The following is a 21,486-nucleotide window of genomic DNA, read 5'->3' as shown; positions in this document are numbered from 1 at the left end:
TATGAGGTGAACGCGTTCCAAAGGAGGCGCGAAAGGGAAGGAGCGCACGCACACCGTGGAAGAAAGCTTGGCAGCTTTCACACATACACTAGAAGCGTGGTACACCCAGGCGAGTCGTGATCTCCCTTGGCGCCGCACGGCTGATCCCTACGCGATTTTGGTCAGCGAAACCATGCTTCAGCAGACGCGGGTTGAGACGGTCATTCCTTACTACGATCGGTTTATGGACCGCTTTCCCACGCCGCTCCATCTCGCGGACGCTGCCATCGATGACGTGCTCAAGATGTGGGAGGGGCTTGGGTATTACCGCCGCGCGCGCAATCTCAAAGCGGCCATGGAGGTGGTTCGAGATCGCCACGGCGGGCGGATTCCGGAGGATCCGGACGAGCTCAGAGCACTTCCTGGAATTGGGCCCTACACGCTCGGGGCCGTTCTCAGCATCGCGTTCAACCGGCCTTATCCAGCCGTGGACGGGAATGTGCTTCGCGTCATGTCCAGATATTCTGGCTTCGAGGAGCCGGTCGATCTGCCCAAGGTCAAGCGCCAAATTGAGCAGGACGTCGCAAAAGCGTTGAGATATGGCACACCAAGGGTGTTCACCCAGGCTCTCATGGAACTCGGTGCGCTCGTCTGCACGCCCAAAAAGCCGCGTTGTTCAGTATGTCCCGTTGCCTCAAACTGTGCGGCGCGTGCGCGCGGTTTGACGGAAGCCTTACCCAAGCGGCTCCCCAAGCGAGCCCGCCGCAGGCAGATCGTGGTGGCGCTTTGGCTCACGCGCGGAGACTCGTTTTGGGCTGAGCGGCGCCCTGAGGGAGGGCTCCTTGGCGGTATGTGGCAGTTGCCTGCCGTCGAGATCGACGATTCGTCGGCTTCCTTGGAATGGCATGCGCGAGCCTGTTTGACGGACCTTCGTTTGGGGCATGCACACAAGGGAGACACCATTCGAGAACCGGAGGCGGTGGTGTTCGAGCGCGTATGTGAGGCCTCGCATGCGTTCACGCACTTGGACTGGACGGTTGTCGTGTTTGCGCCGGTCGGGTATGATCAAGCTGGAGGCCAACCCTTGGAGATTCATCCGAGCCATGAAGGGACGTGGGTGGGTTTCGAGGAGATTTCGAAGTTTGTGTGGCCTAAAGTATATCAGGACGTTTTAAGTCAATTGATCTCGCGAAATCACAAGCAGTTGGCGCTGTTTTAACAGGAACAGGGCATCCCACTGGAGGTGGTGATGGAATGCAGCAGACGTATACGATTACCCAAAATAAGATTCTGTCGCGTGTGTTTCTCGGGCTTTGTGTCTCACTCGTCACGGCCGGGGCCGGCGTTGTGGTGGGCACGCGCCTGCCGTATGGTTTGACCCCCATTCTGTGGCTTGTGGAACTCGGGATGATCGTTTATGCGATGTTCCGGCAGTACACACGGGCCATTGGCTATCCGTTCGTGTTCACGTTCACGTTCATCTCGGGCATGACGTTGTCGTACGCGCTCCTGTCGTACGCATCGGTCTTCGGCATGGCCCTAGTCCTGAAGGCGCTGGCCGTGACGGCGGGCGCATTCCTGGTGGCTTCGTTCGTCGCATCCCGCACGTCCATGGATTTCTCGTTCCTCGGCGGGTTTCTGATGATCGGCACGCTGGCGCTGCTTCTGATGGGCTTGGTGGCCATGTTTACGGGCTTTTCTTCCGCAGCAAGCCTGATCTACGCGTATCTCGGCGTGGCCATCTTCATCGGGTATGTGCTGTTTGACGTGAATCGCCTGGCGCAGTATGGCGTCGCGGAGCAGCACGTGCCGTGGATGGTTTTGTCGCTGTACCTCGATTTCATCAACCTGTTCCTGTTCATCCTGCGGCTTATGGGCATCATGAGCGGCGGGAATGATCGCCGATAAGCGGCGCATCAAGATGGGGCGCTTACGCGCCCCGCTTTTTTTGTGCGCTGGGCTGGCGGGGAAAGGCGGAAGTGGCATTTCGAGTCCTGGGCGTCCTATAATACGGGACGAGAGTCTGTATGAGCGGAAGGCGGCCAGACCGCAACCGATGGCACAGGAGGACAGCCGATGGAATATCGTCCACAGGAAATCGAAAAGAAATGGAAAGCTCGGTGGCGTGAGCAGAACGCTCACAGGGCCGACGGGAAGAGCGGAAAGCCGAAGTATTACTGCCTCGACATGTTCCCGTACCCGTCCGGGAGCGGCCTACACGTGGGGCATTGGCGCGGATACACGATTTCGGACGTCTGGAGCCGCTACAAGAAGCTGCACGGCTACGAGATTCTTCACCCCATGGGCTGGGATGCGTTTGGCCTGCCGGCCGAGAATTACGCCATCCAAAACGGTATCCACCCGCGGATTGCGACGGAACGGAATATCGCGAACTTCAAGCGGCAGCTTGAAGAAATCGGCGCGATGTACGACTGGGACCGCGAGGTGAACACGACTGATCCTTCATTTTACAAATGGACGCAGTATTTCTTTGTCAAAATGTTTGAGCGGGGCCTCGCCTATCGCAAAAAAATGCCCATCAACTGGTGTCCTAGCTGCAAAACCGGTCTCGCCAACGAAGAGGTGGTGGACGGCTGCTGTGAACGCTGCGGGGCGCCGGTCACGCGCCGCGAGATGGAGCAGTGGATGCTCAAGATCACGGATTACGCGGACCGCCTGCTGAACGATTTGGACAAGCTCGACTGGCCGGAGCACGTGAAGCGCATGCAGCGCGCGTGGATTGGTCGCAGTGAGGGGGCGCGTATTCGCTTCCGCCTGGTCGATCACGACGGCGAGATCGAGGTGTTCTCGACCCGCCCCGATACCATCTACGGCGCCACGTATATGGTGCTGGCACCCGAGCACCCGCTCGTGCCTCAGATCACGGCGCCGGATCGCAAGGCGGAGGTCGAGGCCTATATCGAACAGGCGCTTCGCAAGTCGAACGTCGAGCGCCAGGTGGTGGACAAAACGAAGACCGGCGTATTCACCGGCGCCTATGTCCAGCATCCACTGCTCGACAAGCGCCTGCCGGTGTGGATCGCCGACTACGTGCTCATGGACTACGGCACGGGCGCCATCATGGCAGTGCCGGCGCACGACGATCGCGACTTTGAATTCGCGGAGCAGTTTGGGCTCGAAATCGTCGAGGTGGTGCGCCCGCTGGATGGCGTGACAGAGCTTCCCTTCACCGGGGACGGCGTGTTGGTGAACTCCGGACCGCTCGACGGACTCCCGGTTGAAGAGGCGAAGAAGCGGGCCATCGAGCTCATGGCGGCAAAGGGCCAAGCGGAGCCGGCAGTCTCCTATCGCCTGCGCGACTGGGTGTTCGCCCGCCAGCGCTATTGGGGCGAGCCGATTCCCATCGTCTATTGCGAGGTATGCGGCACGGTACCCGTTCCGGAAGATCAGTTGCCGGTACTTCTGCCCGACGTGGAGCGATATGAGCCCACCGGCACCGGTGAGTCGCCGCTTGCCGCCATCGAGTCGTTCGTCAACACCACCTGTCCAAAGTGCGGCGGCCCCGCCAAGCGCGAGACCGACACGATGCCGCAGTGGGCCGGATCGTGCTGGTATTTCCTGCGCTATGCAGATCCGCACAACGATCAGGAGCCGTTTTCGCGCGAAGCGGTGAATTACTGGCTGCCCGTCGACATGTATATCGGCGGCGTGGAGCACGCGGTGCTTCACCTGCTGTATTCCCGTTTTTACGTGAAATTCATCTACGATCTCGGCCTGATTGACTTCGACGAACCGTTCCAGCGCCTGTTCACGCAAGGCATGATCACGCTGAACGGCGCGAAGATGTCGAAGTCGAAGGGCAACGTCGTCAACCCCGATGACATCATCGCTCGGCACGGCGTGGACGCACTGCGCATGTATGAGATGTTCGTCGGTCCGCCGGAGGAAGACGCCGAGTGGAGCACCAATGGGCTTGAGGGCGTCGCGCGCTTCCTGGCCCGCGTGTACCGGCTGTACGCCCAGCACGTGGACAAACTCGTGCCGGAACGCCCGTCGTTAACCAAGCTTCGCCATCGTTTCGTCGCGACGCTCACCGAGCGCATGGAGAGTTTCCGCCTCAATACGGCGGTGAGCGCGTTCATGGAGTACGTGAACAACCTTCAGCAAGAGGCCAAGGAGGGGCTGGACCTGGCCACGCTGGAGACGCTTGCCGTCGCCATCGCGCCGTTTACCCCGCATCTTGGCGAGGAACTTTGGGAAATGCTCGGGCACACGGACTCGGTCTTCGAGCAGTCCTGGCCGACCTACGACGAGGCGTGGCTGCGCGACGATGAGGTCGAGATCGCCGTTCAGGTCAATGGTCGCGTTCGCGGGCGCTTGACCCTTCCGGCCGACACGAGCGCAGAGGAGGCCGTCGCGCGAGCGAAGGCGCTGCCCGACATCCGCGAGTGGATCGAGGGGAAGCAGGTCGTCAAAGAGGTGTACGTCCCCGGGCGGATTGTCAACCTGGTCGTGAAGTAACAGCGTCGGGTGAATCCGCTTGATCCGGAGGGGATGCGACCATGTGCGAAGGTTCCAGCAAACTGTACATGGAGATCGCGGAGGAGATTCGCAGGCAGATCGAAGAGGGCGTGTTTCGGCCGGGCGATCGCCTGCCGACGCTTCGGGAGCTCGCGGACCGGTTTGGCGTGAGCCGCGCCACGGTCCGCGAGGCGTTGAGCGCGCTGCGCGGCCAGGGGCTCGTCGAATTTCGCCACGGGACGGGCACGTACGTCCGGACGGCTTCGGTGGAGATGTGGATGCAGCCGCTCGACGCCGCGATTCTCCTCAGTTACGACAACGTGCGCGATCTCGTCGAGCTCCAGACGGCTGTGCTGGCGCAGATCGCGTATCGGGCAGCCGCAAAGCGCATGGAGTCCGACTATTCCGCACTGTCGCACGCGTTGTTCGAGCTTGAGGCTTCGCCGCGCCGTGGAGAGCACCGCATCGCGAGTGAATTGAAGTTCTTTAGCGTCCTGGCCGAACTCGCCGGAAACCGTTTGCTCGAAAATGCGCTTCGCGTGTTGCAGGAGGCCCTTCGGTCCAGCCTTCGACTCCTGAACCCGAAATGGGATCTGGGTGTCCAGGCATGTCGGAGGGTCTACGATGCGGTTCAGACAGGGCGACCGGCGGACGCTCGCGACGCTGTGTATGCATACGGGGAAGCCATCTTGCGAGCTGTGGCGGAGAAAAAGGGAAGCGGGCAATCAGCTATGATGTGAGGTTCCTTTGCCGAGCCTTCTGTGATATACTGACGATGTAAGCGCTATCACCTTGGATTCATCGAAAATGTGAGGATAAACGAGGATCAAATAGATAAGCGTGGTCTGCTGGATGGTGTGTGGTGAGGGTCCATGAAGCGGAGAAGCAAGGAGACTCAGCGGACAAATGAAAGGTTGGTTTACGTGGGACACAAGCTGTTGATGGTCGCCTGCTCCGACGAAGACCGATGGTTCGTGGACCGTGCGCTCGCTGCAGCCCTTGACATCCGTCTGCTCGTCTGTTTCGAGGATGTTCAGCATAAGATGCGAACCTGGTATCCGGATCGGCTGCTCGTCGTGCCTGCGCACAAAGCGAGCGTGACAGCGGCCGTGCGCGCCGAAGGTTTCGCAGCCGCGCTCGTGTGCGAACTTGAAGATCCCATTCGGACCGCGCTCGTGGTGCAGGCACTCCGAGACGCCAGCATTCCGCGCGTGATGGTGCTTTCGCGCCACCCGGCGCGCACCCAGCTCTACCTGAGGTCGGGTGCCCATGATGTGTTGTGCGCGGAAGACCGAGAGCATCTGTGGGCCGCCTTCTTGAACGGGATGAGCGTTCAGGAGCCCGCTTCGTGATCCATGTCCTGAAAGTCAATGAAGGGTTCTGCTTCGCCGCCGCGGTATGCGACGGCGAAATTTTTTGGTTCTGGCTGCCCTGTCCGGTCCATCTTGTCGAGTGCGCGTCGCGAGTGTGGTATGATGAGAGCGTGCAACGGGACCCTCTTTTCTCACGAGATGGGAGGCATCGGATTCCGCATGTCCGTCCAGATCCGGATCATGTTTTTCCTCATTGCCCTTTTCACGATGGGCGGCTTGGCGGCTGGCGCTGTGTTGATGGCGCAGGGCCACCATGGATGGCTGTCTGCATTGTGTTATGTCGTCGCTCTGTTGCTCGCCGGAGTGGGTTTCATGCTCCGCCGGCGCTTCGTGAAACCGATAGCGACGGAAAGCCAACATTGAAGGAGAGCTGCCATTGCGACGTATGGCACGAGACGCTCAAATGCGCCGCTACCTTTGGCGAGTGCTCGAAATTGTGATTCTGCTCGCGTTCATCGCAGCTTTCATTCTGGCGCTCGCGTCGCTGATGCAGTACATTTTGCCGTTTGTCATCGGCTGGGTCTTTGCCATCCTCCTGATTCCAGTGGTCCGATGGCTGGAGCGCCGTGGTTTGGGGCGGCTGACGTCCGTGCTGTTGGTGCTCGGCGTGAGCGTGCTTCTCATTGTGGCCATTTCGGCGGGCATCATCATTGGCGCGTTGCGCGAGGCCACGTCCTTCGTCGCGCACAGCCAGGTGTTCTTCCGCGTACAGCTCGCTCAGATTGAGGGCGAGATCGAGAGCAGCGAATCGCTTTATGGACAACTTCCTCCTCAGGTGGCAAATGCCATCCAGTCGGCGCTCACGCAGTTCGCACATGGCCTGGAGGGGAGCGTTCACAAGATCATCACCGGCCTCATTGGGATAGTCACCCATCTCCCCGACACACTGTTCATCGCTGTGATCTCGGTCGTCACCGCATTTTTCATCTTGCAACGGCGCGAGCGCATGCTGGCCCGCTTCTACCGAATGATGCCCCCTGGGTGGGCGCCGAAGCTGAACGCCGTGTTTGAGGATATGGAGCGCGCGTTCCTTGGCACCATTCGCGTTCAGTTCATCCTGATGTGCCTGTCGATGTTCCTCGGGATGATTGGGATGTTCGTGCTCGGCTTTCCGTACGCCATCTTGCTCGGCATCCTGTTTGGCCTCGCAGGGCTCGTGCCCATCGTCGGCTCGGCCATCCTCACCGTCCCGTGGGCCATCGTGGCGCTCATCACAGGCCACGTGGCTGTGGCCATCAAGGTGCTGGCTCTGCAGGTGGTCATCTCCATCATTCGCCACGCTGTCGAACCGAAGATTCTTGCGGACAGCGTAGGGCTGGATACGCTCGCCACGCTGTTCGGCCTGTACGTGGGCTTTAAGGTCATGGGATTCATCGGTCTGTTCATCGGCCCCATTCTTCTCATCGGCGCAAAGGGCCTGCTTCGGACGCGGCTCTTCAGTGACTTTCTTCCCGCTGAGGCGGGTGGGGACCCTGCTCCAGATCCCGGAGGGGACGAGGCGTGAGGCTCATCAGCGTGAGGCCGGACGGCGCCTTGCACCGCGTGTGGTCGGCGGCGGAGCCGGGGCGGTTTGGCGGTTGGTGGATCCCGCCTGGAACGCCGGTGGAGGATGACGGGGGCACGTGGAGTTCGCCCTATCCGGTCGCTGCCCTGGCTTGGCCCCGTGTGTGGTTTCAGGTGTTTATCCTGCTGAAGCCAGATAGAACGGATTACTACGTCAACATCTGCACGCCTCCTTGCCTCGGCGCGGATGTGGTGTGGATTGATCTCGATCTCGACGTGCGCGTAGAATCTGGGCGCGCGTGGGTGGCCGATGAGGATGAGTTTCAGGACAGGAGCCGTATGTATCCACCAGCCTGGCGCACTGCGGCGCAACAGGCGGTTGTGGGCGTGCAACGCGCGGTAAAATTCGGCGCGCACCCGTTTCGGCCGTCGTTCGCCGACGCGCTGCGCGCCGAGTGGATCCTGCGATCACGTCCCGGCGGAACGGTTCTCCGCTAGCAGCTTGCGCGCCCGTTCCATGATGGCAAACAGCGTGCGCGAATCTTCCTCAAGTTGCTCCGGCGACAGCGGCACTTCCGGTCCGCCTTCACGCAATTGAGATTCGAGGGCGCGCACCCGCGCTTCGAGTTCGGACTTTTCCCTTTCAATGGTCGAGACGTACTCGCGCAACCGCTGATACTGTTCGTCGTACGTCTGTAAAAATCGAATGACCTCCTGCATGGACGCCGTGGGGGCGGCGCTCGCGTTGTGAGACTGCGTTTTCATCTGAAATGCTTTGCGCTCGGCTTTTGCCGCCTCGATCTCGTCCCGATATCGCTTGCGAATCACGCCGTTCCAGCGATATCCGCACGCCGCAGCCGTACGGCCGAGCTGTTCAGCCGCTTCCTCGAACGCCTTCAGTTGCGTGCTGCCCGTGCGAATGTGGCGAAGCACCAACTGCGCGAGGCGCTCATCATCCTCGGGCGTCCACGCATCCGAGCGCACAGGGCTTTTCTCGACGGATGCCAAGGTGATTCCTCCCTTGTCTCAGTACTATACTTATGGCCATGGCGTAGAAGTTTCATACGCATCCTACCTGTCGCTTTGCTACATGGTATGATTGAAATCTGATTTCGTGACTGAAGAGACAAGGTGTTGCAGCGCGTTCTTCTCCTGAGTCTCTCTCATAGAAGCGGATGATGCAGATGAACCTGGAACAGCTGTTGGACGAGTGGCGGCGCGATCCGCAGTTTCGAGAACAGGTCTCGGCTTGGCGCGTGGTGCCCGCGCGCATCGGGCGCTATGCTGACTTTCCTGTCGAACTTCACCCAGAATTGCGTGCATCCCTCGCTGCGCGCGGGATCGAGCGCCTTTACGCGCATCAGCGGGAGGCGTGGGATCTCATTCAGGCCGGCCGAGATGTCGTGATTGCGACGCCGACTGCGAGCGGCAAGACGCTGTGCTACAACTTGCCCGTGCTCCAGTCCATCCTGCGCGATCCCGGCGTGCGCGCGCTCTACGTGTTTCCCACCAAGGCGCTCGCGCAGGATCAAGTGGCGGAATTGCACGATCTCGTCCGAAACCTGAAGACGTCGGTGCACACGTTCACGTATGACGGGGACACGCCCGTCCACGCGCGCCAGAAGATTCGGGAGGCGGGCCACATCGTGGTGACCAATCCCGACATGCTGCACGCCGCCATCCTGCCGCACCACACGAAGTGGCTGCGGCTGTTCAAAAACTTGCGCTACGTCGTGATCGACGAGGCGCACATCTACCGCGGGGTGTTTGGCAGCCACGTGGCGAACGTCATTCGCCGGCTCCTGCGCATCGCGGCGTTCTACGGCGCGCGCCCGCAGTTCATCTTCTGTTCTGCGACCATCGCCAATCCGGGCGAACTCACGTCTCGGCTCCTGGGGAGGGAGACGGCGGTCGTCTCCGAATCGGGCGCGCCGGAAGGCGAGAAGCACGTGATTCTGTACAACCCGCCTGTGGTCGATCCGTCGCTCGGCCTGCGCCAGTCGGCGCTGCGGGCGGCGAGGCGGCTCGGTGCGCGCTTGCTTCAACATGAAATTCCGACCATCCTCTTTGCGCGCACGCGCAACCAGGTCGAGCTTTTGGCGTCCTATCTGCGGCGCGATGCGCGGGATCGCGTCCGATCCCGCATCGTCAGCTACCGCGGCGGCTATCTGCCGAACGAGCGCCGCGCGATTGAACGGGGCCTGCGAGAAGGCCAGATCTTAGGCGTCGTCAGCACCAACGCGCTGGAACTCGGTGTCGACATTGGCTCCTTGCAGGCGGCCATCACGGTTGGCTATCCGGGCTCCGTGGCTTCCACCAGGCAGCAGATGGGCCGCGCTGGGCGCCGCAAGGGGATCTCTGCGGCCATTTTTGTCGCCACGAGTTCCGCGCTGGACCAGTGGATGGTGCGCCACCCGGAAGCCCTACTGGACGCGTCGCCTGAGGCGGCTCGCATCTACCCGGACAACCTCCTCATCCTGATGGACCATCTCAAATGCGCGGTCTACGAGTTGCCGTTTTCAGCGGACGAGCGGTTTGGCGTCGAGACGACGGAGGAGCTCCTCGACTACTTGGTGGACACCCGCGTTTTGCACCGCGCCGCGGACGGTCGCTACTTTTACATGGCGGACGACATGCCGGCGCACGCCGTGTCCCTGCGCAGCGCCGCGCAGGAAAATGTCGTGATCGTCGATCAGTCCGCGCATCCACCGATGGTCATCGGCGAGATGGACCGGTTCAGCGCGCTGACGATGCTGCACGAGGAGGCCATCTACCTGCATCAGTCGCAGATGTATCAGGTGGAAAAGCTGGACCTCGAGAACGGGAAGGCGTTTGTGCGCCCTGTGGATTGCGACTATTACACGGATGCGGAACTCGCTGTGCACTTACAGGTGCTTGAAGAGAACCACTTGACCGAAGAGGGGCCGCTTTGCCATTACACGGGCGATCTCGCCGTGCACGCGACGCCCACCCTGTTTAAGAAGATCAAGCTCGAAACGCACGAGAACGTCGGCTGGGGCAAGATTTATCTCCCGGAGGCCGAGTTGCACACGTCGGGTTACTGGGTGACGTTTGACCGATCCCGCTGGTCCGCCTCGGACGACGAGTGGGAGGCGGCGCTCAAAGGCTTGGGGCACGTGCTCAAACAGGCCGTGGCGCTGCACGCGATGTGCGCGGCGTCCGACGTGCACGTCGCTGTCGAAGTGCGCGATCCGCAGTACGCACGGCCGTCCGTGTACGTGTACGACGCATACCCAGGCGGGGTGGGCATCGCGGAGCGCGTGTACCGCGACCGTGATCAGATCTTTGCGACGGCCTTCGACATGTTGCAGGGCTGTCCGTGTGAGTGCGGATGCCCGAGTTGCGTCGGGCCGCCGACGAGCGGGGAGCCGCTCAAACAGTGGGTGGAGGCGCTTCTCGGCTCCGTCGCCGGGGCGAGCGCACCGCGGGGGGCGTGACCATGGGGCGGAGCTTGTTGGACAAGCTGAAAGACCTCGAGCGAACCACCGGCGTGCGCAGGTCGAACGGCGAAGATGCGCCGGCGGACGAGGCGCGCGCGGCTTCATCCTCACCGCAGGAGCCTCATATCGAGAACCATCGCGAGGGCGAACTCGCCGAGGCCGGATTCCAAAAGCTCTCCACCCCGTATGGGCCGGTGTGGGTTCGCGACACGGGCTTCGACCTCTGCACATCCTACGGAGACCGCCCGTTCGCCGATTTCCTTTCCTGCGATCTCGCCCGCCTGAGCCGACTGGCGAAGGCCGACGTGGTGCCGGAGCGGATGATGTTTTACGACGTCGAGGCCACGGGGCTCGGGCACGGCGGAGGCACGGTGCCGTTTCTGCACGCCGTCGGCTATTTCGCCGACGATGAGTTCCGCGTGGCCCAGTACTTCGTGCCGGATTACGCGGCGGAGGCCGCGGTGGTGCGGCTTCTGGCCGACCGCTTCGAGCGAGAAGGCAGCGTGATGGTCACATACAACGGGAAGTCGTACGACTGGCCGCTGTTCGTGAATCGATGCGTGCTTTATGGGCTGATCCCTCCCGAGCCCGCGCACCTGGATCTGCTCCCCCCTGCGCGCAGGCTGTGGAAGCGCGTGGTGGGGCGCATGAAGCTGGCGGATGTTGAAGCCGTGCTAGGCGTGAAGCGGGATAACGATCTGCCCGGCAGCGAGGCGCCACTTCGCTATTTCGCGTATGTTCAGGGCGCGCCGCTCGCGTCCATGGAAGACGTGTTTGCCCACAACCTCCGCGACGTCTGCACGTTGGCGCGCCTGGCGCTCGAGATTGCGGAAGCGCTGGAGGAGCGGCGCTCGTGGCCCCACGCGGCCCCGCACGTCGGGCTCGCGACGTGGTTTGATGCGTGGAGGGAATGGGAATCGGCCGACGCACAGTTTCGCAGAGCCGTCGAGCAGGACGACGCGGACTGGCGGGCCCGGTGGCTGTTCAGCTTGTTTTTGAAGCGCCGCGGCCGGTGGGAAGAAGCGTGCGAGATCTGGCTGGAGCTCGCGAGGGACTTTCCGGACCGTCCTGAGCCGCTCGTGGAGGCCGCGAAGTACTTCGAGCATCACCGGCGCGATCTCGCCAAGGCGTTGGAATCTGCGGAGGCGGCGCAGGCGCGGGTAGCTGACGGAACCCGTGAACACGGTGAGATTGCGCGGCGACTCGAGCGGATTCGCCGCAAGCTCGAGCGGCAATCGGCTTGCCAGGCTGACGCGCGTCGTCTACTGTAGAGGGAGCATACTCGTGGGGAAGGTGCGGGCGGTGTTTGCAGGGTGGACTGCAGAAGATTTTGATGCGATGACGGAGCCGGGCCTCGGTCCGCGGATGGAGCGGATTCGAGCCCGGATTCAACCGAAGTTCATCCAGTTGGCCGAACACTTTGAGCCTTGGCTGGCGGAGAAGCTTGGCGTGCCGATGCACACGCATGTGGCGAAGCACGCGCGCCGCACGGTCCATCCGCCAGAGAGCACGTGGGTCGCGTTCAGCTCGGATCCGCGGGGCTACAAGAAGCATCCGCATTTCCAGATCGGTCTCTTTGCCACGCACGTGTTTGCGGTGTTCGGTTACATTGACGAGGGCGTCGATAAGGCGGCGTTTGGCGCGCGCGTGGCCGCGGAGAGCGAGGACATGTTTGCCATGCTGCCGGGGGATTTCGCCGTGATCGAAGATCACACCTCGCCGGATTTCAAGCTGGTGCGCCATCTCGGCGTGGATGGATTGCGCCGCGTTGGGGAGCGGTTGGCTGCGGTGAAGAAGGCGGAGATGCTCGTGGGGCGCACGATGCTCCGCGACGATGCGGTGCGCATGACGGGCGAGGCCTTCGTGCGGTGGGTGGAAGAGACGTTCACGCCCGCGTGCGCGCTGTACAAAACGGCTCGTTCCATCGCCCAGGACTAGCGGGGTGTCGATGTGCGGGTACACTTGCTTCACATGAACGACCTCCACAGTCGGCTTGAAAATCACATGCGCATTGGGGCGAAGATCCGCGCGCTGCGAGCCGAGTTCGATCGAAAGGGTGAAGCGTCGCTCACGTTCGATCTCGGCGACGTGCTGGATCGCGTGCGGCCGGAGACCGAGGCGACATGCGGCCTACTGAATGCGGAGCTCATGCGCGTGCTCGGCGTGGACGGTTGGGTCTTTGGCAACAACGAGGGTCTGACCATCCCGGTGGAGCGGTGGGAGGAACTCGTCAGCCGGTCGGGAGCCATCGCGTTTGGCACGAACCTGCGGCGCTCAAACGGCGGCGCGTTCCCGTTCTTTCGCGATACGCACGTGTACGAGGTGGGCGGGATGCGCATCGGCGCATTTGGCCTGACGCCCAACTACGACTTGCCTTATCACATGCTCGGCGTCGAGGTCTTGGATCCGCTCGAGGCCGCTCGAAGGGCGGTGGAACAGCTCGTGGCGCAGCGGGTGGATGCCATCGTGTGTCTTTCCCACATGGGGCTGCGCTTTGACCGGGCGTTGGCGAGCGAGCTCCCTCAGATCACCTGCGTCCTCGGCGGACACACCCACGAGACCATGTACGAGGCGGAATACGTCGGCCACACGGCCGTCTTTCAGCCCGGAAAGCACGGATTTTCCTTCGGGCACACGGTGCTCGAACGCTCGAGCGGGCGCGTCGCGGCCCGCTCGGAACGGATCCCTGTGGAGCCCTGGGAGCCCCTGGACGCTCGCATGATGCAGGTGTACGCAATGGAACGGACGCTCGTGGAGCGGAAGCTGGGGCGTGCCGTGGCGGACTTGTCGGATCGGCTGCAGCTCCAATATGAGGACGAATGCACGTTCGCCAATCTGCTCACGGACATCCTGTACGACGCATTCGAGGGAGATCTCGCCCTCATGATGGCGGGAGCGCTCAACGCGAGCCTGTTGCCTGGCGCCATTACCATGGAGCACGTGCTCGGCGCGTGCCCGACGCCCACTCGGCCCATCGTCGTGACCATGCGCGGGGCGGACATCCTCGAGGCCATCGATCTCGCCCTGAAACCCGAAATTCACAATCGCCAGGGAATCGGCTTCGGGTTTCGCGGCGGCAGAATTGGCGTGCTCGCCATTTCCGGGGCGCTGGCCGAGATCGAGTACCGGCCCGATGGGAGGCGCGTGCGCCGCGTCGTGATGGGCGGGCGGTCGATGGAGCCGGACCGCGACTACCGCGTCATCACCTGCGAGTATCTGTGGCTGTCCCCCGTGTTTCCGCCGTTCCGCCGCGCGCGAGACGTGACCTACCAGCGCCCGTTGGTGCGCGAGCTTCTCATTGAGCACATCGGCGATCCCGGCCGCCTCGAACGGGCCCGGCTCCCGCGGTATGAGGTCGTGGATCCGGTGGAAAGGAGGGCGTAGGGCGGATGGCCGAGCTCGATCGCGAAACGTCGGTGCGCGTTGTGGAACGGCTTCTCGAGGCCTATCCGGACGCGCGCTGCCAGCTTCATTTCACAACGCCGTTTGAACTGCTCGTGGCGACCATGCTGTCGGCGCAGTGCACGGACGAGCGCGTCAACATGGTGACTCCAAGGCTGTTCGCGAAGTACCGCGGGCCCGAAGCGTTTGCAAAGGCGAGCCCCGACGAGGTCGCGGAAGACATCCGCGAAGTGGGGTTATTTCGGTCCAAGTCTAAGCATATCGTGGAGACGTCGCGCATCCTCGTCGACGTGTATGGCGGCGAGGTGCCGAACAGCCGAGATCGCCTGATGGAACTGCCTGGCGTCGGGCGAAAGACGGCCAACGTCGTGATCTCGAACGCCTACGGCGTGCCGGCGTTTGCTGTGGACACGCACGTGCAGCGCGTGACCAATCGCATCGGCTTGGCGCATTCGAGCGATCCGCTGAAGACCGAGGAGCAGGTGTGCGCGAAGCTGCCGCCTGAACTGTGGACTAAGGCGCACCACGCGCTCATCCTGCACGGCAGGCGGGTATGCACCGCGCGCAAGCCGAAGTGCCACATCTGTCCGGTGGCAGATTTGTGTCAGTACGCGCGCAGTCAGGCACAGCCAAAGGCGAAGCAAGGGTGACGGAGGGAGGCAGTCCGATGTGGAAGCGGCTTTTCATGGTGCTCGCGGCGTTCGATCTGCTCGCCGTGATCGCGGGGCTCCTCGTGTGGAACAGCCTTCCCCAATCCGGCCATACCCCGTCGCCGACCGTCCCTGTGCCCGCGAACGCGCCCACGGTCCAGGTCGATATCGGGGCGGATGCGATCAACGCCTACCTCGCGTACGCCATCGCGCACGATCCCGAAGTCGGCCGCGTGCTCGAAGCCGCGAGTGTCCAATTTGGCGACACGTGGGTGTGCGACTTCGCCGTCAAGGTGCTCGATCGCGCTCTGCCCATGCAGTTCGTTGTGACCCCCATCGTGCAAAACGGGAATCTCATTCTTCACGTGGACAGCGCGCAACTTTCATTTATTCCCATACCCCGATCCGTCGTGTTGTCCGTGCTCGATCGCGCTTCACTGCCAAGCTGGGTCGAGATTGACGACTCGTCCCAGAACATCGCCTTGAATTTCACCGAGCGTCCCCCCAAGCCGTTCGCCGTCCGCGTTGTCCAGTACTCGCCTGCCACGCAGAAACTCTCCCTGAATCTCGCCATCCCGCCCCAAACCCTCTCTCAACACGCGCCGTGACTTCCCGTGACGTCGGATAACTTCCGCCGCCTGGAGCAAGCTAAATGCGCGAGGAACCTGTTCGCATAGGAGGTTGCTCCAGTGGACGTGGGAGTTGGAGGTGCGCTGAAACGGCTCTTGACCGTCGACGACACCGTGCTGAACGACGATTTCTCCTTGTCGAGCGACGACGATGACCCGGGTGCTGACAAGTACGGGGACGAGCCCGAAGAGGAATCGGTCAACTTTACGACGGCAGAAAACAAGATGGACACCGCCAAAAAGCCCGTCTCCATGCGTTCCTTTCTGCGGCGCGCGGGGCGGGAATACGAGGAGGCCGTCGAAAAGGCGCACGCCGGTCAGCAGGACAACATCGAGCTCGATCTCGACGACATGAAGCGCCGCCTTTCCCGCTTCTTTCATCTGCCACAAAACAAGGATATCGTGATCCGCGAGTTTGCGGTGGGGGTTGAGGGCCGCTCGCCGTGGCGCGGGATGGTCGTCTATGTCGACGGCTTGGTGGACAAGAACGTCATCAACTGGGCCATCCTCGAGCCCCTGATGGTGTGGTCGCACCTAGCGGACGATCCGAAGCGAGCGCTGACGTACGTGGTCGACCACCTCGTTCCCGGGCACCAGACGCAACTCATCGAGAAGTGGTCGGAGGTCGTGTTCAATGTCCTGGCCGGATCGACCGTTGTGTTCTTGGACCGATGCGACGCGGCGCTCGTCGTCGAGTCGAAGGGATGGGAGCACCGAAGCGTCAGCACGCCCAAGATGGAAAACGTGGTCCGGGGATCGCAGGACGCGTTCACGGAAAACTTCCGCACCAATACGGGCCTGGTGCGCATGCGTCTGCGTTCGGAGCATTTGGTGACCGAGATTCACGCCGTCGGCAACCTCGCGAAGACCGATGTCGCCATCATGTACATTCATGGTGTGACGAATCCGAAGCTCGTCAAGGAAGTGCGCCGCCGCATCGCGGACATTGACGTCGACTACGTGCTCGACGCGGGGATGCTGGAGCAATTCATCGAAGATCGGCCGAGCATGATGATCCCGCAGGTGCTCGTGACGGAGCGGCCGGATCGCGTGGCGGCGATGCTGGCGGAAGGATATGTGGCAATCTTCGTGGGGCATAGCCCAGTCGCCATCATCGTGCCAGTGGTGCTGTGGTCCCTCATGCACACCTCCGAAGACACCAACCTGCGAATCATCCCGGGGACGTTCATCCGCGCCATACGCTGGGTGGCTCTGCTCACCGCCTTGCTGCTGCCGGGGCTGTACATTGCGGTGACCAATTATCACTCGGAAATGTTGCCGACGGACCTGATGTTGGCCATCGCTGGAAGCAGGGAACAGGTTCCATTTCCGGTGGTGGTCGAAGTGTTGTTGATGGAGTTTGCCATTGAGCTAATCCGAGAAGCAGGCATTAGGATACCATCGGTTATAGGTCCAACAATTGGTATCGTTGGAGCTTTGATCATAGGACAGTCGGCCGTCCAGGCCGGGATCGTCAGTCCGCTGCTCGTCATCGTCGTGGCGACGACGGCGCTCGCCTCGTTCACGGTGCCGAACTATGAGCTGAGCATGGCCGTCCGCATTCTCCGCTTCGCGTTTCTCATCGCGGGGGCGGTGCTCGGGTTTTACGGCATCGCCATTCTGTTCGTGGTCTACGTCGTGCGGCTCTCCATGCTGAAGTCGTTCGGGGTTCCCTTTCTGTCGCCCGTGGCGCCCATCAGCGGCGCAGCGAGAGACGTCTTGGTGCGCGGCCCCATCTGGGGCATGAACAAGCGCCCAGCGTTCCTGAACACGCTTCGAAGCTGGAGGCAGAACCCGATGACGAGACCTTGGTCGGCCGCGACACGAAGAGAAGCAGGAGAGGGGGACGGCAACGCATGAGCCAGTCTGGCAAGAGAGACGCGAAGGTCCCGGCTGCGGAAATGACCGCGATGCTCATCATTTTTGTATCCACCAACGCGTTTCTCACGTACCCGCGTTACATCAGCTTTAGCGCGTACGAGGCGGCCTGGATGGAGCCCATCTTTTCCGGGGCTTTGACCTTGGCACTGTTCTACCTGGTCGAATGGATTATGAGGAAATACTTTCAAAATCTTGACATTGTCGAGATCACCAAAGAGGTGTTCGGGCGGTTCGGAGCAATCTGTATCGCACTTCTGTTTGCGCTGTATTTCCTGTGTTCGACCGCCGCAGTGATGCGGGAGTTCACAGAGAACGTGGTGAGCACCGTGCTTCCGTCAACGCCATTGCTGCTCGTCGGAGCGGTGTTCATGTTTGCGGTAGGTTACATTGCGTACGCCGGCATCGAGGGCATTTGCCGCACGGCATTCATTTTCCTGCCCATCCTTCTTGTGGGGCTGGTCGGCGTGTGCATGATGACGGTGAACTGGTGGCGCCCATACCTGCTCCTACCCTTGTGGGGTACAGGGCCGGTGCGCGTCATCATGGGCGCGATGCAGTACAGTTCCATTTTCGCGAATGTCCTGCTCTTGACCATTATTTTCCCGCACGTCAACAACCCGCAGAAGATGCGCCGCATTGGCGCCGTGAGCATCATCGTGTCGACGTTGCTGCTCGTCTTTCTCGTGCTATCGTATCACATGGTCTTTCCGGCGGCCGAGACCGGAAAGACGTCTTTCGCGTTGTACCGCTTGGCTCGCATGATCCACATGGGGCCCTTCTTTCAACGGCTTGAGAGCATCTTCATCTTCCTGTGGGTGACGGCGGCCACGGTTCGTATGGCGGTCACCATGTGGGGCTCTGCGTATCTCTTGTCGAAGGCGTTCAGTTGGCCCACGTATCGCCCCGCTGTGCCCGCCATTGTGCTGTTGTCGTTTTCGCTCGGCATGTGGCCGCAGAACTGGATGGACGTCATTGAATTCGATGGTACGTACTTGCTCAAATGGGGATGGATTGTCGTGTTTGCTATCCCTGTTGCTGTGCTTCTCAGTGGGTGGGTCAAGCGATCTCGTCGGAGAACCAGGAGGGTGCGCCATGTTTAAATATCTGTTTGCGATGATCATCCCGGTCTGCATTTTCATTTACACGCTCTCGTTCATGCGCTGGGCGGGGAGAAAGAGCGGCCCGGTGGCGTCGGTATCTGCCGGCGCCTTGGCCATCATCTCGCTGTTGGTCTCGGGGGCGACGCTGTGGAGGGTGTTGACGTGAGTGCCTTCGCTCGGGAACCCATGCGTGTCGATGCACTCCGAATACGCCCGATGTGGACCGCGACTCGTTCCATAGCCAAGTTGCTCACTGGAACCTGACGAACGCACTTGCAATTTGTTATCCATTGATCTACAGTCGAGCTATCAATTGATTTCATACTGAAAGAAATGAATAGCCTTGTCGGTCAGGCCCCGGCACGCCCGCAGCGAAAGGGGATTCATCTTGGTGCTCATGAAAGCGTCACCACCTCTCGTACGAAGGTTGAACGAACGGCGGATCATGAATGCGCTTCGCGAGCACAAGCGCTTGTCCCGTGCGGACCTCGAACGACAGCTTAACCTCTCGGCCCCCACTGTTTCGCGTATCGTAGAGAAGTTATTGCACGATGGGTGGATACGCGAGCTTTACCCGGCGGAAAGTCAAACAGCTGGGCGCAAACCGATTTTACTCGACATTAATCCTGAAGGTTCAGGCGCTCTAGGCATTGAGTTGGGCCGAGGGATGACGCGGATCGTTTATACCAATATGCTTGCTGAACTGCGTTCATCACGAATCGTTTGGCGCGGCGCTGAGGGACCAGAAGATCTAGCCCGGATGGTCAAATGCTTTCTTGTTGAAGAGAATCTCACAGAAGAACGTCTCATTGGAATCGGGGTAGCGGCTCCTGGAGCATGCTTCCCGAATCAAGAAATGATTGTGCCAGCTCCAGACCTGGGTACTGAGTGGTCCGAACCGGACGCTGCACTGCAGTTGCAAGATGAGCTCGGAGTTCCTGTCTATCTGGCGAATGACGCAAACGCCGCAGTCCTCGCGGAGACATGGTTCGGAGCGGCACGGCACGCTCATCATGTAGCCTTTGTTCTCGCAGATATTGGTCTTGGCGCCGGGCTAGCCGTGGCTGGCTCGATTTACGAAGGTTCGGCTCGGAAGGCGGGAGAGTTTAGCCATACCATCGTCAATTTCGAGACGGATGTCAGATGCGAGGAGGGGCATACGGGCTGTGTTGAGAGTCATGCCTCCGCCAAGGCCATATTTGCTCGTCTGCGAACGCTGCGCGAGGTACATGTCCACGAAACGATCGAGCACGTCGTGAATCGTGCCATCAAGGGCATTGAGCCGGACGCAAGCGTGGTTGACAAGGCGTTCCGATATTTGGCGGCTGGTATCGCGAATCTGGTGCGCATTTTTGACCCGGAAGTGGTGGTGTTGGGCGGGCGAATGGTCTTGGCATCGCAAATGGCTTATGAGAAATTGCGACGCTATGTCCACGACTGTCTTCGGCCAGAGCGCAAACTCGTCATGTGCGCGCACTTTGGGCTGGATGCTGTCGCGATGGGAGCAGCCAGTTTGGTCCTGCAGACCGTGTACGATCACACCCAACTTGTAGGATGATGATGTGTGAATGGGATATCAAGGAGGTGATGGAGCGTCGATAGGAAGAAAGTGCATACATGATCATCGTGTAAACGCCATCAATCCGTTTCGAAGGTATGTACGAGGGGGAGAAGAAAAGTGAAACGTTCGGCTAAGATTGGTTCCGCTATCGCTGGAGCCGCAGTACTCGTTGCATTGGGATTCACCGTACCTGCAGCACTCAACCGGCCTACCGCTTCGACAGCGCCGAAGGGCGGTGGTTCGGCCAGCGCTTCTGGGCCGGTGACGATCACGCTTGGTACCTGGGGCGGTGCCCAGGAGAATCAACAACTCATGCAGATTATCGATAAGATCAATCAGAAATACAAGGGGAAGTTTGTCATCGAGGACTACAACGTCCCAGGGGGCAACTATGATCAAAAGCTGAATACTGAGTTTGCGGCTGGCACGGCTCCAGATATCTTTTACGTCGACGATAGCCTGGCGCAAACGTATGCGAGTGAGGGGGTTCTGCTAGACCTCACTCAATACATCAATCAATTTAAGTCCAAATCATTAGTGGCTAATCCGTCGAATTACTATCCCAACACACTTGTCGACGTTCGTTACAATGGTCACTACTATGCGCTTCCGTGGATCGCACAGCCGGTTGTCATGTACTACAATCCAAAACTATTCCAACAAGCGCACCTCCCCATGCCCTCGCCAAACTGGACATGGCAGGACTTCTTGCGTGACGCAAAGAAGTTGACTAATCCATCCAAGGGCATCTACGGTTACCTGCAATCTAACGGCTGGCCGCCGGTCGAAATGTACATTTGGTCGTATGGCGGTGACATTTACAACGCGTCCAAGACCAAGGCCCTGCTGAACACTCCGGCCGACATCAAAGGCTTGACGCTCATGGCCGACATGGTGAAAGAAGGCGTCGTGCCTCCGCTGGCCAAGCTGGCGAACGTGGACATCGAAGATCTGTTCAGACAGGGACGCGTTGCGATGTTTGCTGGCGGTGCGGCGGACGGTAACTATGATACGAATGGCTTCACTGCAAAAGTACAGCAGATGCCTATGGGGACAACCCACGCGACCGATTTGTACATCGCCGATCTCGCCATTAACGCCCACTCCAAGGTGCCCAAAGAAGATCTGTATTTGGCTTACACGGCTCTGTTGGAGGGCATTGATCACTGGAAGATTGTTCCGCCTGTCAAACAGTACGCGGCCAATCTCCAAGATATCGTTGTTCCGGGAGCGCCGGGCAATCATACGCCAAGCGATCGGATTCAGCCCATTCTGGAATCCTTGAAGTACGCGAAGGTCATTCCGGTAGTCAAGAATATGGCCAACTACTGGAACATCATGTCCAATGACATCTACCAGCCACTGTTGCTCGGGCAGATGACACCCCAGCAGGCAGCGCAGAAGGCCGAGCAAGATTTGAATGCGAACCTCAAGTAATTTCAACACTCGCCGGAGGTCTTTATGG

At 60.6% G+C, this 21,486-nt stretch carries 20 protein-coding genes; 19 read left to right on the top strand and 1 reads right to left on the bottom strand.

The annotated features are described in order from the left end of the window. Positions 1-55 precede the first annotated feature (55 nt). The 8 genes from mutY to AC27E8_RS15510 all read left to right on the top strand — a co-directional run bounded on the left by mutY (position 56) and on the right by AC27E8_RS15510 (position 7,835). Positions 56-1,198: an A/G-specific adenine glycosylase gene (mutY, locus tag AC27E8_RS15545; protein ID WP_487100213.1), complete on the top strand. Its 1,143-nt coding sequence runs from the start codon at positions 56-58 to the stop codon at positions 1,196-1,198. Positions 1,199-1,233: 35 nt separating this feature from the next. Beyond that, positions 1,234-1,887, top strand: coding sequence for a Bax inhibitor-1/YccA family protein (locus AC27E8_RS15540; protein ID WP_487100212.1), 654 nt, complete (start codon positions 1,234-1,236; stop codon positions 1,885-1,887). Between the two features lie 168 nt (positions 1,888-2,055). Beyond that, positions 2,056-4,461: a leucine--tRNA ligase gene (gene leuS, locus AC27E8_RS15535; protein WP_487100211.1), complete on the top strand. Its 2,406-nt coding sequence runs from the start codon at positions 2,056-2,058 to the stop codon at positions 4,459-4,461. Positions 4,462-4,502: 41 nt separating this feature from the next. Continuing rightward, entirely contained in the window at positions 4,503-5,201 is a 699-nt protein-coding gene (locus AC27E8_RS15530) for a FadR/GntR family transcriptional regulator (RefSeq protein WP_487100210.1), read from the top strand. A 183-nt stretch (positions 5,202-5,384) separates the two neighbouring features. Then, complete coding sequence (locus tag AC27E8_RS15525) at positions 5,385-5,813, top strand: hypothetical protein (protein WP_487100209.1); 429 nt, start codon at positions 5,385-5,387, stop codon at positions 5,811-5,813. 180 nt (positions 5,814-5,993) lie between these two features. Then, positions 5,994-6,197, top strand: coding sequence for a hypothetical protein (locus AC27E8_RS15520; RefSeq protein ID WP_041694937.1), 204 nt, complete (start codon positions 5,994-5,996; stop codon positions 6,195-6,197). A 22-nt stretch (positions 6,198-6,219) separates the two neighbouring features. Next, positions 6,220-7,338, top strand: coding sequence for a sporulation integral membrane protein YtvI (gene ytvI, locus AC27E8_RS15515; RefSeq protein ID WP_487100230.1), 1,119 nt, complete (start codon positions 6,220-6,222; stop codon positions 7,336-7,338). Beyond that, entirely contained in the window at positions 7,335-7,835 is a 501-nt protein-coding gene (locus tag AC27E8_RS15510) for a DUF402 domain-containing protein (protein WP_487100208.1), read from the top strand. The genes ytvI and AC27E8_RS15510 overlap by 4 nt, the downstream gene beginning before the upstream one ends. On the opposite strand, the gene AC27E8_RS15505 is transcribed toward AC27E8_RS15510, so the two are convergent. Continuing rightward, positions 7,806-8,345 (bottom strand): RsfA family transcriptional regulator, encoded by a 540-nt coding sequence (locus AC27E8_RS15505; protein ID WP_487100207.1) that lies wholly within the window; start codon positions 8,343-8,345, stop codon positions 7,806-7,808. The genes AC27E8_RS15510 and AC27E8_RS15505 overlap by 30 nt on opposite strands. A 167-nt stretch (positions 8,346-8,512) precedes the next feature. On the opposite strand from AC27E8_RS15505, the gene AC27E8_RS15500 reads away from it, so the two are divergent. The 11 genes from AC27E8_RS15500 (at position 8,513) to AC27E8_RS15450 (ending at position 21,458) form a co-directional block, all read left to right on the top strand. Continuing rightward, positions 8,513-10,795, top strand: a complete 2,283-nt coding sequence (locus AC27E8_RS15500) for a DEAD/DEAH box helicase (protein ID WP_487100206.1) — start codon at positions 8,513-8,515, stop codon at positions 10,793-10,795. Between the two features lie 2 nt (positions 10,796-10,797). Next, the gene (locus tag AC27E8_RS15495; RefSeq protein ID WP_487100205.1) at positions 10,798-12,069 is read left to right on the top strand and encodes a ribonuclease H-like domain-containing protein; all 1,272 of its coding nucleotides are present in this window, start codon (positions 10,798-10,800) and stop codon (positions 12,067-12,069) included. 13 nt (positions 12,070-12,082) lie between these two features. After that, on the top strand, positions 12,083-12,736 hold the full coding sequence (locus AC27E8_RS15490; protein ID WP_487100204.1) for a YktB family protein: 654 nt from the start codon (positions 12,083-12,085) through the stop codon (positions 12,734-12,736). A 12-nt stretch (positions 12,737-12,748) separates the two neighbouring features. After that, positions 12,749-14,182: a bifunctional metallophosphatase/5'-nucleotidase gene (locus tag AC27E8_RS15485; protein WP_487100203.1), complete on the top strand. Its 1,434-nt coding sequence runs from the start codon at positions 12,749-12,751 to the stop codon at positions 14,180-14,182. A 5-nt stretch (positions 14,183-14,187) separates the two neighbouring features. Then, positions 14,188-14,850, top strand: coding sequence for an endonuclease III (gene nth / locus AC27E8_RS15480; RefSeq protein WP_487100202.1), 663 nt, complete (start codon positions 14,188-14,190; stop codon positions 14,848-14,850). Between the two features lie 17 nt (positions 14,851-14,867). Beyond that, entirely contained in the window at positions 14,868-15,458 is a 591-nt protein-coding gene (locus AC27E8_RS15475; RefSeq protein ID WP_487100201.1) for a DUF2140 family protein, read from the top strand. 81 nt (positions 15,459-15,539) lie between these two features. Then, positions 15,540-17,339: a spore germination protein gene (locus AC27E8_RS15470; protein WP_487100200.1), complete on the top strand. Its 1,800-nt coding sequence runs from the start codon at positions 15,540-15,542 to the stop codon at positions 17,337-17,339. After that, entirely contained in the window at positions 17,336-18,460 is a 1,125-nt protein-coding gene (locus AC27E8_RS15465; protein WP_487100199.1) for a GerAB/ArcD/ProY family transporter, read from the top strand. The genes AC27E8_RS15470 and AC27E8_RS15465 overlap by 4 nt, the downstream gene beginning before the upstream one ends. Continuing rightward, positions 18,453-18,626, top strand: a complete 174-nt coding sequence (locus tag AC27E8_RS15460) for a hypothetical protein (protein WP_487100198.1) — start codon at positions 18,453-18,455, stop codon at positions 18,624-18,626. The genes AC27E8_RS15465 and AC27E8_RS15460 overlap by 8 nt, the downstream gene beginning before the upstream one ends. 231 nt (positions 18,627-18,857) lie before the next feature. Further along, positions 18,858-20,018: an ROK family transcriptional regulator gene (locus tag AC27E8_RS15455; RefSeq protein WP_487100229.1), complete on the top strand. Its 1,161-nt coding sequence runs from the start codon at positions 18,858-18,860 to the stop codon at positions 20,016-20,018. Between the two features lie 120 nt (positions 20,019-20,138). Continuing rightward, positions 20,139-21,458: an ABC transporter substrate-binding protein gene (locus AC27E8_RS15450; RefSeq protein ID WP_487100197.1), complete on the top strand. Its 1,320-nt coding sequence runs from the start codon at positions 20,139-20,141 to the stop codon at positions 21,456-21,458. Positions 21,459-21,486: the final 28 nt, after the last annotated feature.

Source organism: Alicyclobacillus sp. CIJ1, assembly GCF_057538885.1.
This window is presented reverse-complemented; position numbering and strand designations above follow the sequence as displayed.